At 67.7% G+C, this 16,046-nt stretch carries 19 protein-coding genes; 9 read left to right on the forward strand and 10 right to left on the reverse strand.

Annotation, left to right across the window (positions count from 1 at the left end; translation table 11 throughout):
- Window positions 1-7: 7 nt before the first annotated feature.
- Genes ACLD0U_RS06760 through ACLD0U_RS06770 form a run of 3 tightly spaced genes read left to right on the forward strand, consistent with a single transcriptional unit; the run spans window position 8 to window position 3,197 of the window.
- Window positions 8-1,090 carry a mechanosensitive ion channel family protein gene (locus tag ACLD0U_RS06760; RefSeq protein ID WP_410340148.1) on the forward strand — a complete coding sequence of 361 codons (1,083 nt, stop codon included), beginning with the start codon at window positions 8-10 and terminating at the stop codon, window positions 1,088-1,090.
- On the forward strand, window positions 1,087-1,533 hold the full coding sequence (locus ACLD0U_RS06765; RefSeq protein ID WP_179410689.1) for a globin: 447 nt from the start codon (window positions 1,087-1,089) through the stop codon (window positions 1,531-1,533). Before ACLD0U_RS06760 ends, ACLD0U_RS06765 begins: the two co-directional genes overlap by 4 nt.
- A gap of 2 nt (window positions 1,534-1,535) precedes the next feature.
- Window positions 1,536-3,197, forward strand: coding sequence for an FAD-binding dehydrogenase (locus ACLD0U_RS06770; protein ID WP_410340149.1), 1,662 nt, complete (start codon window positions 1,536-1,538; stop codon window positions 3,195-3,197).
- Here the strand turns inward: ACLD0U_RS06770 and ACLD0U_RS06775 are convergent.
- Window positions 3,194-3,895: a hypothetical protein gene (locus ACLD0U_RS06775; protein ID WP_410340150.1), complete on the reverse strand. Its 702-nt coding sequence runs from the start codon at window positions 3,893-3,895 to the stop codon at window positions 3,194-3,196. The two genes, ACLD0U_RS06770 and ACLD0U_RS06775, sit on opposite strands and share 4 nt — an antisense overlap.
- A gap of 18 nt (window positions 3,896-3,913) precedes the next feature.
- Between ACLD0U_RS06775 and ACLD0U_RS06780 the strand changes: the two genes are divergently transcribed.
- Window positions 3,914-4,786, forward strand: a complete 873-nt coding sequence (locus ACLD0U_RS06780) for an acyl-CoA thioesterase (protein ID WP_179410686.1) — start codon at window positions 3,914-3,916, stop codon at window positions 4,784-4,786.
- Window positions 4,787-4,821: 35 nt separating this feature from the next.
- Here ACLD0U_RS06780 and ACLD0U_RS06785 read toward each other — a convergent pair whose 3' ends face one another.
- From ACLD0U_RS06785 to ACLD0U_RS06810, 6 genes are all read right to left on the reverse strand, one after another.
- Window positions 4,822-5,289, reverse strand: a complete 468-nt coding sequence (locus tag ACLD0U_RS06785) for an acyl-CoA thioesterase (protein WP_179410685.1) — start codon at window positions 5,287-5,289, stop codon at window positions 4,822-4,824.
- A 93-nt stretch (window positions 5,290-5,382) separates the two neighbouring features.
- Window positions 5,383-7,062 carry an energy-dependent translational throttle protein EttA gene (gene ettA, locus ACLD0U_RS06790; RefSeq protein ID WP_179410684.1) on the reverse strand — a complete coding sequence of 560 codons (1,680 nt, stop codon included), beginning with the start codon at window positions 7,060-7,062 and terminating at the stop codon, window positions 5,383-5,385.
- Window positions 7,063-7,170: 108 nt separating this feature from the next.
- On the reverse strand, window positions 7,171-7,701 hold the full coding sequence (locus tag ACLD0U_RS06795) for a DUF6993 domain-containing protein (protein ID WP_410340151.1): 531 nt from the start codon (window positions 7,699-7,701) through the stop codon (window positions 7,171-7,173).
- A 92-nt stretch (window positions 7,702-7,793) separates the two neighbouring features.
- Window positions 7,794-8,345: a single-stranded DNA-binding protein gene (locus ACLD0U_RS06800; RefSeq protein WP_179410683.1), complete on the reverse strand. Its 552-nt coding sequence runs from the start codon at window positions 8,343-8,345 to the stop codon at window positions 7,794-7,796.
- Window positions 8,346-8,497: 152 nt separating this feature from the next.
- Window positions 8,498-9,019 (reverse strand): peptide-methionine (S)-S-oxide reductase MsrA, encoded by a 522-nt coding sequence (msrA, locus tag ACLD0U_RS06805; RefSeq protein WP_179410682.1) that lies wholly within the window; start codon window positions 9,017-9,019, stop codon window positions 8,498-8,500.
- A gap of 51 nt (window positions 9,020-9,070) precedes the next feature.
- On the reverse strand, window positions 9,071-9,694 hold the full coding sequence (locus ACLD0U_RS06810) for a LysE family transporter (protein ID WP_179410681.1): 624 nt from the start codon (window positions 9,692-9,694) through the stop codon (window positions 9,071-9,073).
- Between the two features lie 74 nt (window positions 9,695-9,768).
- Here ACLD0U_RS06810 and ACLD0U_RS06815 point away from each other — a divergent pair, with 74 nt between their 5' ends.
- Entirely contained in the window at window positions 9,769-10,479 is a 711-nt protein-coding gene (locus tag ACLD0U_RS06815; protein WP_179410680.1) for an exonuclease domain-containing protein, read from the forward strand.
- A gap of 33 nt (window positions 10,480-10,512) precedes the next feature.
- Window positions 10,513-10,818: a hypothetical protein gene (locus ACLD0U_RS06820; protein WP_179410679.1), complete on the forward strand. Its 306-nt coding sequence runs from the start codon at window positions 10,513-10,515 to the stop codon at window positions 10,816-10,818.
- 85 nt (window positions 10,819-10,903) lie between these two features.
- On the opposite strand, the gene ACLD0U_RS06825 is transcribed toward ACLD0U_RS06820, so the two are convergent.
- The 3 genes from ACLD0U_RS06825 to glgA form a co-directional block, all read right to left on the reverse strand.
- Complete coding sequence (locus ACLD0U_RS06825; RefSeq protein WP_179410678.1) at window positions 10,904-11,158, reverse strand: type B 50S ribosomal protein L31; 255 nt, start codon at window positions 11,156-11,158, stop codon at window positions 10,904-10,906.
- A gap of 111 nt (window positions 11,159-11,269) precedes the next feature.
- Window positions 11,270-12,055, reverse strand: coding sequence for an ABC transporter ATP-binding protein (locus tag ACLD0U_RS06830; RefSeq protein WP_410340152.1), 786 nt, complete (start codon window positions 12,053-12,055; stop codon window positions 11,270-11,272).
- An 18-nt stretch (window positions 12,056-12,073) separates the two neighbouring features.
- The gene (glgA, locus tag ACLD0U_RS06835; protein ID WP_410340153.1) at window positions 12,074-13,258 is read right to left on the reverse strand and encodes a glycogen synthase; all 1,185 of its coding nucleotides are present in this window, start codon (window positions 13,256-13,258) and stop codon (window positions 12,074-12,076) included.
- Window positions 13,259-13,304: 46 nt separating this feature from the next.
- Between glgA and glgC the strand changes: the two genes are divergently transcribed.
- The 3 genes from glgC to ACLD0U_RS06850 all read left to right on the forward strand — a co-directional run bounded on the left by glgC (window position 13,305) and on the right by ACLD0U_RS06850 (window position 16,040).
- Window positions 13,305-14,546: a glucose-1-phosphate adenylyltransferase gene (gene glgC / locus ACLD0U_RS06840; RefSeq protein ID WP_274367029.1), complete on the forward strand. Its 1,242-nt coding sequence runs from the start codon at window positions 13,305-13,307 to the stop codon at window positions 14,544-14,546.
- A 54-nt stretch (window positions 14,547-14,600) separates the two neighbouring features.
- Complete coding sequence (gene serB, locus ACLD0U_RS06845; RefSeq protein WP_179410674.1) at window positions 14,601-15,236, forward strand: phosphoserine phosphatase SerB; 636 nt, start codon at window positions 14,601-14,603, stop codon at window positions 15,234-15,236.
- A gap of 105 nt (window positions 15,237-15,341) precedes the next feature.
- Window positions 15,342-16,040, forward strand: coding sequence for an alpha/beta fold hydrolase (locus ACLD0U_RS06850; RefSeq protein ID WP_179410673.1), 699 nt, complete (start codon window positions 15,342-15,344; stop codon window positions 16,038-16,040).
- Window positions 16,041-16,046: the final 6 nt, after the last annotated feature.

The following is a 16,046-nucleotide window of genomic DNA, read 5'->3' on the forward strand; positions in this document are numbered from 1 at the left end:
CAGGGACATGCTGCCCTTCCCCTTCACGACGGCCCCCGAGGCGCCCGTCGACCTGGGCTTCTGGAACGATCTGTGGGAGTCGTCCGTTGCCGCGCTGAGCACGATCGGCGGAAAGCTCGCGCAGATCGCGATCATCATCGCCATCTGCGTCGCGTTGTCGTTCGTGCTGCGCCTGGTGATCAGACGCATCGTTCATCGGATCGTCAGCAACGCCAAGTCAAAAGCCGACGTCGCCGACACCGTGGCGCTGGAACGCTCACCGCTGGCAGATATGCGTCTGGTGCAGCGCACGCGCACCCTCGGCACGATCCTGCAGAACATGGTCAACGTGATTCTGGTGATCGTCGCCCTGATCCTGATCGTCAGGGCCATCGATCAGGACATCCTCGGTTCGCTGACGCTGATCACGGCCGCTATCGGTGCCGGTCTCGGCTTCGGCGCCCAGAACATCGTCAAGGATGTCCTCAACGGCATGTTCATCGTCGCCGAGGATCAGATCGGCATCGGCGACGTCGTCGATCTCGGCCTGGCCTCGGGCGTCGTCGAGTATGTCAGCGTGCGCATCACCCAGGTGCGCGATGTCAATGGCACGCTCTGGTACGTGCGCAACGGCGAGGTCACCCGCATCGGCAACATGTCGCAGGGCTGGGCACGCGCGATCGTCGACCTGGGTGTCGCCGCCGATGCCGATCTCGATCAGGTCGAGCAGACACTGCTGCACACCGCCGAAGAGCTCGCGAAGGACCCGAAGTGGCGCACCCGCGTGATCGAGGCGCCCGAGGTCTGGGGGCTGGAGTCGATCGACGGGGACGCACTGGTGGTGCGCGTCGTGCTGAAGACCAGGGCAAACGCCCGCGACGACGTCTCGCAGGAACTCCGCCGACGGTTGCGCACCGCGTTGCTGGCGCAGGAGGTCGCTGTACCGAGCATGGCCGCGGTCACCGTCACGGGGCCCGACAGTGCCCGCCGCGTAAGGGGAGCGAACCCGCCGATGACACGCCCCAACGCCATCACCGGCGTACCGCCGGTCGCCGAACGCGGCATCTGGCGTCGCAAGAAGTCCACTCCGCAGGAAGGCGAAACGCAATGACGTTCTACGACGAAGTCGGCGGCCACGACACGTTCCGACGCATCGTCGATGTGTTCTACCGCGAGGTCGCTCTCGATCCGGTACTCAAACCGATGTACCCCGAAGAGGACCTCGGCCCCGCCGCCGAACGACTCACGATGTTCCTGGAGCAGTACTGGGGTGGGCCGACGACGTACGGCGAGCGACGCGGGCATCCTCGGTTGCGGATGCGGCACGCGGCGTTCCACGTCGACCCGGATGCCCGTGATCGCTGGCTCGCACATATGCGCACCGCTCTGGACGAGGTGAAGTTGTCGCCTCTACACGAAGCGACGCTGTGGGACTACCTGGAGCGGGCGGCGTATGCCATGGTGAACACGTTCGAGCCATCCGGCATCGGACGCGGCCCGGCGGGCCGGACCACGCTTGAGCACCGCATCCCCACGGAGTCGACGGAGACCTGAAGATGACTGCAGCCAGTTCCCCAGCCACCGATGTACTCGTGATCGGATGGGGGCTGGCAGGCCTCACCGCGGCCAGCGAGGCGATCGCCGCGGGCAGACGCGTGACGATCATCGATCAGGAGGCGCGCGTCGACCTGGGTGGGCAGGCCTGGTGGTCGTTCGGTGGGCTGTTCCTGGTCGACTCACCCGAGCAGCGTCGCATGGGCATCAAGGATTCCCTGGATCTGGCACGGCAGGACTGGTTCGGCAACGCCGGGTTCGACCGCCCCGAGGACGCATGGCCGCGGCGCTGGGCAGAGGCCTATCTGCAGTTCGCCGCGGGCGAGAAACGCAGCTGGTTGCGCGAGCGCGGAGTGGGGTTGTTCCCCGTGGTCGGCTGGGCCGAACGCGGCGGGAGCGGAGCGATCGGTCCCGGCAACTCCGTGCCACGGTTCCACATCACGTGGGGAACCGGCCCCGGCATCGTCGCGCCCTTCGCGGCGGCTGTCGAAGCGGGCGAGGCTGCTGGAAGGGTGACGGTTCTCCCCCGCCACCGCGTCACCGAGTTGCTCGTCGACGGCGGCGCCGTCGTCGGCGCACGCGGGTCAGTGCTCGCGCCGAGCGACACCCCGCGCGGGATCGCATCGTCGCGCGAGCCGGTGGGTGAGTTCGTGATCCGAGCGGATGCCACCATCGTGGCATCCGGCGGTATCGGTGGCGATCACGATCTGGTGCGCGCCGCGTGGCCCGCGCGTCTGGGCACGCCGCCCGCCCACATGCTCACCGGGGTGCCGGCGTACGTCGACGGCTCGATGCACGCGGTATCGTCCGCGGCAGGCGCACGGCTGATCAATGGTGACCGGATGTGGCACTACGTCGAGGGGATCGAGAACTGGGATCCGGTGTGGCCGGGCCATGGCATCCGCATCCTGCCCGGTCCGTCCTCGCTGTGGCTCGATGCCACCGGCCGCAGACTGCCCGTCCCGCTGTACCCGGGCTTCGACACGCTGGGCACGCTCGCGCACCTGCGCACGACCGGGCACGACCACTCCTGGTTCGTCACGTCGTTGAAGGTGATCGAGAAGGAGTTCGCGCTCTCGGGCAGTGAGCAGAACCCCGACCTCACCGGCCGGGATCTGAAGCTGCTGGTGAAGTCCCGGCTGGCGAAGGGGCCCACCGGCCCGGTGCGGGCGTTCCTCGACGAGGGCGCCGATTTCATCGTCGAGGACGACCTCGAGGCGTTGCTCGCTCGCATGCGATCAACGCCCGGTGGCGACGTCCTCGATGTGGATCGTGCGCGCGACGAGGTCACGGCGCGTGACCGCGAGATCGACAACGACTTCACCAAAGACGCCCAGATCGCCATGCTGCGCTCCATGCGCGGATATCGCGGCGACCGGCTGATCCGCACCGCGGCACCGCACCGTCTGCAAGATCCCGCGGCCGGGCCGATGGTCGCCGTGCGCCTGCATGTGCTGACCCGTAAATCGCTCGGCGGGATCGAGACCGACCTGGAGGGACGCGCCCTCGGCGCCGATGGCGTGCCGGTCCCCGGCCTGTACGCGGCGGGCGAGGCCGCCGGTTTCGGTGGCGGCGGCGTGCACGGCTATCGCGCGCTGGAAGGAACGTTCCTGGGCGGATGCTTGTTCTCGGGCCGGCAGGCGGGGCGTGCGGCCTCGCGTTAGGCTCCCACCGCAGTACCGGTCCCCCGGACAGCGGTCAGGCCCGTCACGGCCGGCCCTCGGCTGAGAATGTGCCCGCGCGCGAAGGCCAGGCGTGTCCAGCGGCCCGAGCGCGTGACGCGCACCTGCTCACCCTCCCGTGTGACGGCCGTGCCCATGCGGTCGGAGGCGATGAACCCGAACGCGTGGGCGGCGAAGGCCACACCGCGCGGCAGGCCCAGGAGGTCCTCATCGGGCTCTCCCCATACCCGCGAACGCAGCGCGCGCACGGCGTCCTCCCCGGCGCCCGGTGTGGTGCCGCGAGCGACGGCCGAAATGCCCCACTGCGCGCGGTCGCCGATGATGCGGTCGGACAGCTCTCCGATCAGCTCCCAGCCGTCGCGCGGCGGTGAGACGCCCGCCCAAGCCGGCGCCCTGCCGGTCTCGGGCAATGCGAGCTCGGCGGGCGACGCTCCCGGTGAGAGCTCGTCGACGACGATGTCGCAGCGCAGCTCGGGGTCGGCACGCACGATGCGCATCGCCAGAACCGTCGGCGTCTGATCGAGGAATCCCTGCGGTGCCAGCGCGGCGGCCGTCACCACGAGGATGCCGTCGGCGGCCTGAAGGCGCACTCCTTCCGCGGATGCCGTGGCGGCGCGCCCGGCGAAGGTCAGCACATCACGTGCCGTGTCGGCATCGGAGAGAACGAGAGGTCTGGTCACTCCTTCTAAACTAGTCGGATGACCGCCGACGAGCCCGCCCGCAGATCCGTCGACGCGCTGTTGTCGGTGCTCGACCTGACCTCGTCCGGTGCCCGCACCACGGAAGACATCTTCACCGGCAGCTCGCAGCCGATGCCGACCGGTCGCGTGTATGGCGGTCAGGTGCTGGCACAATCACTCATCGCGACCGAACGGACGCTCCCCGAAGAGCGCGCGGTCCACTCGATGCACGGCTACTTCCTGCGCCCCGGCGACGCCACCCAGGGCATCACGTTCTCGGTCGATCGCATTCACGACGGCCGCTCATTCTCGACACGGCGGGCGCAGGCGTTCCAGGGCGGTCTGCCGATCTTCTCGATGATCGCCTCGTTCCAGGACGCCGGTCCCGGCATCGAGCACGCCGAGCCCATGCCCACCGGCATCCCGGCACCCGAGGACGTCGAGTCGAGCGATGCCATCCTCGACGCCGGCGCACTGCTCGGGGTGCGCCCCGTCGACATCCGGCATGTCGAGGGCCCCATCTACCAGCAGGCGGCGCAGGCGCACGTGGCGCAGCAGGCGGTCTGGGTGCGTATGCGCGCGCCGCTGCCCGATGACCCACGTGTGCACCGGGCAGCGCTCGCGTACCTCAGCGACTTGACGATCCAGGAGTCGATCCTGCGACGTCATGGCGTCAGCTGGAATCTGAAGGGGCTGAAGGTCGCGAGCCTCGACCACGCAATGTGGTGGCACCGCCCCGGCCGAGCCGACGATTGGCTGCTCTACGTGCAGTCATCTCCCAACGCGCGCGGCGGACGCGGACTCGCTCAGGGACGCATCTACAGCCGTGACGGCGTACTGGTGGCGACGGTCGCGCAAGAGATCATGGTGCGGGTGCCGCAGAGCGACTGAGTCACCGCCGCCAGCACATGCCCGTGCAGGCGGTGTCAGCGGTGCTGGTACGCGATGGGCTCGCCGACGTACGGCTCCCACGCGGCGCGCATCTCAGGGCTCAGCCGCACCGGACGGCCGGTGACGGCATCCACGAGCACGATCACCGCAGTCGACCGGGCGTACAACACGCGCTCGTCGCTCTCGGCGTGACTGAACACGTCATAGCAGACCTGCAGGCTCGAACCGCCGAGCTTGCCGAACCACATCTCGACATCCAACGGACGCCGCTGGTACGGCACCGGCGCGAGGTACTCGATCTCCTGCCGGGCGATCAGGGTGAGCACACCCTGATCGACCCCGGTGGAGAGTACGGCGGTGTCGGGGGCCTGCTCCCCCGGCTCGGGCTGCCAGAAGGCGCGCACGCGCGCCTCTTCGAGCAGCTTGAGCATGGAGGTGTTGTTGACGTGGTTGAACGCGTCGAGGTCTCCCCACCGCAGGTGGATGGGAATGTGCAGGCGCATGGGGTTCGCTTTCTCAGAACGTCAGTCGGCGGCGGGCCCCACGCCCCCGAGGCTCCGGGGAGCGCGAAGCGATGCCCGGAGTGGGGCGAGGGATCAGTCGCGCGTGAGCTTGCGGTGGGTCGTGCGGTGCGGGCGCGCAGCCTCGGGGCCCATGCGCTCGATCTTGTTCGCCTCGTAGGCCTCGAAGTTGCCCTCGAACCAGTGCCACTGAGCAGGGTTCTCATCGGTGCCCTCGTAGGCGAGGATGTGCGTGGCAATGCGGTCGAGGAACCACCGGTCGTGGGTGATGACCACGGCGCAACCGGGGAACTCCAGCAACGCGTTCTCCAGCGAGCTGAGGGTCTCGACGTCGAGGTCGTTGGTCGGCTCGTCGAGCAGCAGCAGGTTGCCACCCTCCTTGAGGGTCAGCGCGAGGTTCAGTCGGTTGCGCTCTCCACCCGAGAGCACGCCGGCCTTCTTCTGCTGGTCCGGTCCCTTGAAGCCGAACTTCGACACGTAGGCGCGCGAGGGGATCTCAGTCTTGCCGACGGTGATGAAGTCGAGTCCGTCCGAGACGACCTCCCACAGCGTCTTGTTGGGGTCGATGTTGCCGCGCGACTGGTCGACGTAGCTGATCTTGACCGTCTCACCGATCTTCAGGTCGCCGCCGTCGAGCGGCTCCAGTCCGACGATGGTCTTGAACAGGGTCGTCTTTCCGACACCGTTGGGACCGATGACGCCGACGATGCCGTTCGGGGGCAGGCTGAAGCCCAAACCGTCGATCAGCTTGCGGTCGCCGAAGCCCTTCTGCAGGTTCTTCGCCTCGATGACGACGTTGCCCAGTCGCGGCCCTGCCGGGATCTGGATCTCTTCGAAATCAAGCTTGCGGGTGCGCTCGGCCTCGGCCGCCATCTCTTCGTAGCGGGCCAGACGTGCCTTCGACTTCGTCTGACGGCCCTTCGCGCTGGAACGGACCCACTCCAGCTCGTCCTTGAGGCGCTTGGCGAGCTTGGCGTCCTTCTTGCCCTGGATGTCGAGGCGCTCGGCCTTCTTCTCCAGGTACGTCGAGTAGTTGCCCTCGTAGCCGATCAGGCGGCCGCGGTCGACCTCAGCGATCCATTCGGCCACGTTGTCGAGGAAGTACCGGTCGTGGGTGATCGCGATAACGGCACCCTTGTAGTCCTTGAGGTGCTGCTCGAGCCACAGCACGCTCTCGGCGTCGAGGTGGTTGGTGGGCTCATCGAGCAGCAGGAGGTCGGGCTTCTGCAACAGCAGCTTCGCCAGCGCCACGCGACGCTTCTCACCACCCGAGAGCGGACCGATCGGCGCGTCCGCCGGCGGGGTGCGCAGGGCATCCATCGCCTGCTCGAGCTGCGAGTCGAGGTCCCAGCCGTCGGCGGCGTCGATCTCTTCCTGCAGCACACCCATCTCGGCCAGCAGCGAGTCGAAGTCGGCGTCGGGATCGGCCATCAGCGCCGAGATCTCGTTGAACCGGTCGACCTTGGCCTTGATGGCCACGCCGTCCTGAATGTTCTCGATGACGGTCTTGGTCTCGTCGAGCTCGGGCTCCTGCATCAGGATGCCTACGCTGAAGCCGGGGGTGAGCTTGGCCTCACCGTTGGAGGGCGTGTCGAGGCCCGCCATGATCTTGAGGATCGTCGACTTACCGGCACCGTTCGGGCCCACCATGCCGATCTTCGCTCCGGGCAGGAACGCCATGGTCACGTCGTCCAGGATGAGCTTGTCGCCCACAGCCTTGCGGGCTCGCACCATGGAATAGATGTACTCGGCCACGAAGCAGCTCTCCTTCTGTCAGCAGGCACGCGGAAAAGACCCCCGGGAGGATCGACTCTCCAGCCTACCGGTCTTCGCGGGCGCTCGCGGCAGAGCCGAGGTACGCGATCACCAGTCGATCGGCCGCGTCTGCCCGATCAAGCAGCGCCCCTCGGCGAGTTGCGGCATGACCGCGGTCACCGGTTCACCTGTGGACGGCCCGACCTGGCCGATGAGGCACTCGCTTTCACCCCACGCGACCGAGAACTGCAGGCTCTCGGCGGGGTTGCCGACCGTACTCATGTCAGCGGTCACCTGCATGTGCTCGCGCAGGAACCCGACTGCCACCAGTGCGTCGATGTACGCTCGCCCCGACGAACGCTGCTCGCTTGCCCACACCTGGGCCGTGACCTGCGCGAACAGCGGCAGGTTATCGGCGGCGGTCCCGTCCGGAATCGGCTGCGACGCCTGAGCGTCCGACTCGTCGCCCTCAACGGGCGGGCTCGGCTCGGAAGTCGCCACCGGTGCCGGTTCGGAAGCGGTCAGCCAGGGCAGAGCGCCGCACCCGACGAGAAGACCGCTGAGCGCGACGATGCTCACCGCGAACGACACGACCGAACGTCGCGGACGGGCGGCGGAAGCAGTTGACCCTCGGAGCACGCTCTGAAGTCTAGGCGCGTTCACGTGACCGACCGCTTCCGCGATGCGCCGACTCGCACTGCACACGGGCCGGCGCACCCGCGTCGCCGCATTCAGGCCATCGCCGGTTCCGAGTGATCGGAGTGGGCGGCGTCAGCGTCTACGCCGCCGGCGTCCGGCGCATGCAGACCATGCTCGCCCCATGCCGCCAGGTGCTCGTCGGACACCACGTCGGCGTGGGAATCGACCTCCTGCGGAGCCACCTCCTCGGGCTGCGGTCGATCGGTGTTCGCGGCAGGCCGCGCCCGTCGGACGAACGCACTGGTGCCCTGGTTGAGGTCGTGTCCGATCGCCTCGGCGACGATGTCGGCGCTGATGCCCTTGCGCGTGTCGTTCTCCCACTCACGGATCTTCAGCGCACCCGTCACGACAACCGGATCGCCCCGATGCAGCGACGCCCGGGCGTGCTCGGCGAGGGCGCGGAACGCCGACACGGCGTACCAGCTCGTCCCCTCGTCCACCCACGCTCCTGTCGCGCGGTTCCAGTAGCCCGTGCTCGATCCCACACGGAAGTTCACCACTGCGTCACCGTTGCGCGTGGTGTTGTACGTCGGCTCGCTGCCGATGTTCCCGGTGATCGTCACGACGTCGTTTCTCATCGCCATGTCCTGCTCCTCTGTCTTCCCGGGACGTGGCCCGGCTGATGACAGCGTGCACGGTGGCATCCGACGCTCCAGGCGGGATTCCCACGGGTCGTGGAGAACTCACGTCGATCAGAAGTCTGTGGAGAACAAGCGGACAACGCCGCTGTGTGAGCTCAGCGCAGGTACTGCGCGAACCGCGCACGCACCTTGTTCACCTTCGGGACGGCGACGGCCAAGCAGTACCCCTGGGTCGGATTCTTCGCGAAGAAGTCCTGGTGATACTCCTCGGCGTCGTAGAAGTCGCCGAGCGGCTCGATCGTCGTGACCGGGTCGGCGTCCCACATCGTCGCCGCGCGCTCTCGGGCCGCCTCGAACAATGCGCGCTGCGCGTCATCGGCGGGGAACATCGCGCTGCGGTACTGCGTTCCGATGTCGTTTCCCTGGCGGTTGAGCTGACGTGGGTCATGCATCGTGAAGAACGCGTCGAGGATGACTTCGCCCGGAATCTCCTCCGGGTCGAACGTCACCTTGACGGCCTCAGCGTGGCCGGTGGTGCCGGTGCAGACCTGCTCGTAGGAGGGAGAGGGCGTGACACCGCCGACGTATCCCGAAACGACCGAACGGACGCCCCGGAGCGGACGATAGGCGGCGTCGAGGCACCAGAAGCAACCGCCGGCAAGCACGTAGGTTTCCATACATCTAAGCTACGCCCCTCACGCTCCCCCGGCGCCGAGCGGACCGGCTCATCAGTGCACCATCAGCAGCAGACCCGCGACCACGATGAAGAGCAGGCCAAACACCACATTCAGCACCCGCTGTCCGCGCGGCTGACGGGTATAGCGCCGGAACGGACGGGCCGCCGCGGCGAAGAAGAACCACATCACCAGGATGTCGACGACGATGACCGTGCCGATCAGGATCACGTACTGCGGCAGCGGATCGCGATCGAGATCGATGAACTGCGGCACGAACGCGAGAAAGAACACGATCGCCTTCGGATTGAGCAGGTTCACCCAGAACCCGCGGCGGAAGATCGACCAGGCGTGCTCCCTCGGGATGGGACGGTCGGGGTCCGGCGCGGGCTCGGGTCGCGCGATCATGAGGCGGATGCCGAGATAGACCAGGTACGCGACACCGGCGTAGCGGATCGCCTCGAACAGGAACGGAGAACGCGAGACAAGAAGACCGACACCCGCCGCGACGATCGCGACGTGCACGACCAGCGCCGCCTGTTGACCCAGCACTCCCCACATCGAACGGCGCCATCCCTGATTGAGCGCATTGCTCATCGTGTTGATCGCCCCGGCACCCGGAGTGAAGCTGATCACCACGCACGCCGCCAGCAGCGACAGCCAAACGGTCCACGTCACCAGCACAGTGTAGGGATCGCGGGCGCTCGGCGTGGAATCGCGGGACTGTCGGCGCCCTCCCCTACCGTGAAGGAATGACCACCACGACGCCTCCGCCGACCTGGCTCACCCGCGTGGGCGTGTTCGACCTCGAGACGACCGGCGTCGATGTCACCCACGATCGGATCGTCACGGCGCACGTCGGCGTGCTCGACCGCCACGGCACGCCGATCGCCGCACGCGACTGGTTGGCCGATCCTGGCATCCCGATCCCCGACGGCGCCGCCGCCGTGCACGGGGTGACGACCGAGCACGCGCGGGCGCACGGGCGTCCCGCGCGCGAGGTCGTCGCCGAGGTCACCGAAGCGCTGGCGATGCTGTTCGCGCAGGGTATGCCGATCGTGGCATACAACGCGTCGTACGATTTCTCGCTGCTGGCGCACGAAGCCCGGCGTCACGGTCTACCCGAACTGACCGCACCGCAGCCGGTCATCGATCCGCTCGTCATCGACAAGGCCCACGACCGCTACCGGCGCGGCAAGCGCACACTGTCGGTGGTCGCCGAACACTATGCGGTACCGCTGGACGACGCCCACGAGGCAGCGGCGGATGCTGTGGCTGCGGGCCGCGTCGCGTTGGCGCTGGCCAGGGAGTTCACGCTGCCCGGAACCGCGGCAGAGCTGCACGCCCAGCAGATCGGATGGGCGCGCGACCAGGCGGCGAGCCTGACGGAGTACTTCATCAAGGTCGGCCGCCTGGACCCGAGTGAAGAGCTGGACGGCAGCTGGCCCCTGCGAGAAAGCTGACCCCGCGCCCACACCCCGGCGTACGCTGGGAGAATGGAGCCCGGCGTCATCGAGACACTGCTTGGATGGGGCACCATCGCACTGGTGGTTGGCGTTCCCGTCGCGCTCGGGACATTTGGTCTGATCACGATGTACGCCGAACGACCTCTGGAAGAGAAGTACGTCACCGGCGGTGGGCTCGCCGGTGGACTCACCAGCGGCCTGGACGCCGTGTTCTCCCCGACCGCGCATGAGGCCGCCGCCGAGCGCGACCGTCAAACGCGCCGCACCGCACCCGCGCCGGCAGCGGGTGACCCACCGTGGACGATCCACGAGGGCAGCATCCGCATCGACATCTGAAGGCACACTCCACGAATGCGGGACCCGTCACTGACCCTCGAAAACGACGAAAGCCCCGCCGAAGCGGGGCTTTCGAGGGTGCGGCTTACTTGGAGCCGCCGAAGCCCTTGAAGCGCTGGTTGAACTTCTCGACACGACCGGCCGAGTCCATGATGCGCTGCTTGCCCGTGTAGAACGGGTGCGAGGCCGAGGAGATCTCGACGTCGATGACGGGGTACTCCACGCCGTCCAGCTCGATCGTCTTGTCGCTGGTGACGGTCGAACGGGTGAGGAAGGTGTCGCCCGAGCCGAGATCGCGGAACACGACGGCCTTGTATTCGGGGTGGATGTCAGTCTTCATGGGATTCCTTACTTGGTGTCCTGGATTCTGCCAGGAACGAGGGAAGTCTGTGGCGCGATTGCACCAAGGAGCTATTTTAGCAGTCCTTGGCCCCGGTGATGAACCATCGGCTCAGGATGCCGCGCGAGCGGAGTAACGTCCGCCATCTGCCGTCAACACGATCGGCATGCCGAATGCCTCGGTCAGCGCCTCGGCCGTGAGCGTCTCGGCGATCGGCCCCTGCGCGACGACCGCGCCATCGCGCAGCAACAGCACGTGGGTGAACCCGACCGGGATCTCCTCGACGTGGTGGGTGACCATGACCATGGCCGGCGTCATGGGCGATGCCGCGTACCCGCTGAGCAGGTGCAACAGCTCTTCACGGGCCCCGAGATCGAGGCTCGCGGTCGGCTCATCGAGCAACAGCAGCTCAGGATCGGTCATCACCGCACGGGCGATCTGCACACGCTTCTGCTCGCCGTCGCTGAGCGTACCGAAGAGACGCTCGGCGAGGTGCTCGAGGTGCCACTCGGCGAGCACGCGCCGTGCCCGACGCTCATCGATCCCCTCGTAGGCCTCGTTCCAGCGGCCCATGACCGAGTATGCCGCGGTCATCACGGTGTTCAGCACCGTCTCGTCACGCGGAATACGTCGTGCCATGGCCGACGAGGCGAAGCCGATCCGCGGACGCAATTCGAACACGTCGGTGCGCCCCAGGGTCTCATCGAGGATCGACACGGTACCCGAGGTGGGGTGCATCAGGGTGTCGGCCAGCTGCAGCAGGGTCGTCTTGCCCGCACCGTTCGGGCCGAGCACGACCCAACGCTGATCGGCCGACACTTCCCAGGTCACGTGATCGACGATGTTCCGCCCGTCACGGCGCACGACGACATCGGTGAACTCAAAAGCGCTCGACATGTCGTCCAGCCTATCGGCTCAGAAGGTGAGCTCTTCGTACAGCGCACGCGTGGTGTCGGCGATCGCACCCCAGCTGAACTGCGTGCGTGCACGCTCGCGGCCGGCTGCACCGTACTCGGCGGCCCGCTGCGGGTCGCCGGTCACCTCGGCGAGCGCCGCCGCCAGATCGGCGACGTACCGATCGGGGTCGATGGGTGTTCCGGTGCCGTCCTGCACCTGCTCGATCGGCACCAGACGACCCGTGACCCCATCGTCGACGACCTCGGGAATGCCTCCGGTGGCTGTGCCGACGACGGCGGCGCCGCAGGCCATCGCTTCGAGGTTGACGATGCCGAGGGGCTCGTAGATCGAGGGGCACACGAACGCGGTGGCGGCGGTGAGAATCGCCGACAGTTCGTCGCGCGGCAGCATCCGTTCGATCCAGATCACGCCGTCGCGAGAGCTCTGCAGCTTCTGCACCCCCTGTTGCACCTCGGCCATGATCTCGGGGGTGTCCGGCGCACCGGCGCACAGCACCAGCTGCACATCCGCCGGCAGCTGCTGCGCCGCGCGCAGCAGGTACGGCAGGCCCTTCTGCCGGGTGATGCGCCCGACGAAGACCACCGAGGGGCGCGTCGGATCCATGCCGATCTCGGCCAGGAAGCCGGGGTTGTCGACCGGCCGCCAGCGCTCGACGTCGATGCCGTTGTGGATCACCCGCACCCGGGCCGGATCGACCTGCGGGTAGCTGCGCAGGATGTCGTTGCGCATACCGGCACTGACCGCGACGATCGCGGCCGCGTTCTCATAGGCGAGCCGCTCGATGCCGCTGGAGACCGCATACCCGCCGCCGAGTTGCTCGGCCTTCCACGGACGCAGCGGCTCGAGGCTGTGTGCCGTGAGCACGTGCGGGATCCCGTGCAGCTGCGAGGCGAGGTGACCTGCGAAGTTCGCGTACCAGGTGTGGCTGTGCACCAGGTCGGCACCGGCGATATCACCGACCATCGTCAGGTCGGTGCCGAGGGTCTGCACCGCGGCGTTGGCGGCGATCAGCTCGACCGGTGGGCGGTAACTGTGGGTACCCGGTTCGCCCCGTTCGGCGCCGAAGGCGCGCACCTGCACGTCGATGCTCCGACGCAGCGCGGCGACGAGTTCGGCGACGTGGACCCCCGCACCTCCGTAGATCTCCGGCGGGTACTCCTTGGTGATGATGTCGACGCGCATGACTGCACGCTAGTACAACGCCCCCTGGGCGCTCTATGGTGGAGCCATGTCGGCACCCAAGAAGGTTTTCGGGATCATCCTCGCGGGCGGCGAGGGCAAACGACTCATGCCGTTGACGGCGGACCGGGCGAAGCCCGCAGTGCCGTTCGGCGGGCAATATCGACTGATAGATTTCGCCATCTCGAATCTGATCAACTCGGGGCTTCGCCAGGTCGTGGTGCTGACCCAGTACAAGTCCCACAGCCTCGACCGGCACATCTCGCAGAACTGGCGAATGTCGGCATTGCTGGACTCGTACGTCGCCTCGGTACCGGCGCAGCAGCGCCTGGGCAAGCGCTGGTTCTCGGGGTCGGCGGATGCCATCCTGCAGAGCCTGAATCTGGTCCAGGACGAGAAGCCCGACATCGTCGTGGTGATCGGCGCCGACCACGTCTACCGGATGGACTTCCAGCAGATGGTCGACGCGCACGTGGCATCCGGAGCATCGGCGACGGTCGCGGGCATCCGACAGCCCCTCGCGCTCGCCTCGCAGTTCGGCGTCATCGACGCCGATGAGCAGACCGGGCGGATCCGCGACTTCCTCGAGAAGCCCAGCGATCCCGTCGGGCTCACCGATTCCCCCAACGAGGTGCTCGTGTCGATGGGCAACTACGTCTTCAACACCGATGCCCTCATCGCCGCCGTCGAGGCGGATGGCGAGTCCGCGACCTCGGGGCACGATATGGGCGGCGACATCATTCCCTACTTCGTCGAGCGTGGCGAGGCCGGGTACTACGACATGAAGAGCAACGAGGTACCGGGGTCGTCACCGCGCGACCGTTCGTACTGGCGCGACGTCGGGACGATCGATTCGTACTTCGATGCCCACATGGACCTGATCTCGACGCTGCCGATCTTCAACCTGTACAACACGGCGTGGCCGATCCGTACACAGAGCGTGAACACTCCGCCGGCGAAGTTCGTACGCGATGCGGTCGGACGCATCGGCAACGCGATCGATTCGGTCGTCGCCGCGGGCTCGGTGCTCTCGGGAACCCACCTGGAGCGCAGCGTCGTCGGTGTCGGCGGCGTCGCGCTGGGAGGATCGACGATCACCGATTCGGTGCTGCTCGACCAGGTGCAGATCGGCTCGGGCGCGCGGGTGCACCGTGCCGTGCTCGACAAGAACGTCGTGCTCGAAGACGGTGCCACCGTCGGAGTGGACCGCGAACGCGACCTCGAACGCGGGTTCACAGTGACCGAGTCCGGCATCACGGTGGTCGGCAAGGGCATCCGCATCGCACGGTGACGGTGCGCGTCACGCGGTGGCATCCGCGTCTTGCGGTGACGGTACGCTCGACGGGTGACCGCCGCGCGCTTTCTCGTCGTCCTCGATGCTGACTCCACACTGATCCGCAACGAGGTGATCGAGTTGCTCGCCGACGAGGCGGGCCGCCGCGCCGAGGTGCAGGCGGCCACCGAGGCCGCGATGCGCGGCGAGGTCGACTTCGCCGACAGCCTGCGTTCGCGCGTCGCCGCGCTGCGAGGAGTTCCGGTGGAGGCGTTCGCGCGCGTGCGCGCACGCATCGAACCGACGCCCGGCGTGCGTGAACTGACGGATGCTGTGCATCAGCGCGGCGGAGTCGTGGGCGTCGTATCGGGCGGATTCCACGAGATCCTCGACGAGGTCGCGCCTGCGCTGGGCGTGGACCGGTGGCGGGCGAACCGCCTCGCGGTCGATGACGGCGTGCTCACCGGTGCTGTCGAGGGCGAGATCGTGGATGCCGCCGCCAAGGCAGCATCGCTGACGGCGTGGGCGGCAGAACTCGGCGTCGCGCCGCATGCGACGATCGCGATTGGCGACGGCGCGAACGATCTTCACATGATGGCAACGGCTGGCCTCGGCCTCGCGTTCAACGCCAAGCCCGCGGTACGCGCCGCGGCGGCGCTCGTCGTCGGGCCGCAGGATCTCTCCGAGGTCATCCCGCTGCTTCCCTAACTCAGCTGCTTCCCTGACACAACTACTTTCCTGACACCTCGGGGCGCATACAGCTGCGCGGCGATGACCCTGCCGGATGTCGGCGGGGCGTCGTATCGTACGGGCATGGACATCATCCTCGTCCCCGGGCTGTGGCTCGACGCGTCCTCATGGGCCCCGGTGCTGCCGGCGCTGCGCGCTGCGGGTCATCGCCCTCACCCGCTCACGATGCCGGGCGTCGGCTCACCAGCCCCGGAATCGTCCGGCATCGGAATGGCCGATTGGGTCGCGGCGGTGGTCGAGCAGATCGACGCCGCCGAGCACCCCGTGGTGCTCGTCGGGCACTCCGGCGGCGGCAACGTCGTATGGGGCGCCGCCGACGCCCGTCCCGAGCAGGTGCAGCACGTCGTGTTCGTCGACACTGTCCCCCCGGCGCCCGACAGCAGCATCAGCGAGTTCCCGCTCGTCGACGGTGTCGTGCCGTTCCCCGGTTGGGATTTCTTTCCCGACGAGGATGTCTACGATCTCGACGACACCGTGCGCGAACGCACGCTACCGCTGACCCACAGCGTGCCCGCGCGCGTGCCGACCGATCCCCTGCCGCTGACGCGCGAGAGCAGGCACGGCGTTCCCGTGACGCTGCTTATGGGCGCGTACGACCAGACGCGCTTCGACGCCGAGTCCGAGGGATGGGGCGAGTTCGGTCAGGAGTACCGCTCGATCGCGCACGCTCGCGTCGTGCGGATCGGTTCGGGTCACTGGCCGCAGTTCACCGCGCCCCAACGACTCGCCGAACTGCTCGTCGATGCCGTAGGAGTCGACTGAACGGGA

Source organism: Microbacterium sp. 2216-1 (assembly GCF_046507855.1).
Lineage (GTDB): Bacteria > Actinomycetota > Actinomycetes > Actinomycetales > Microbacteriaceae > Microbacterium > Microbacterium esteraromaticum_C.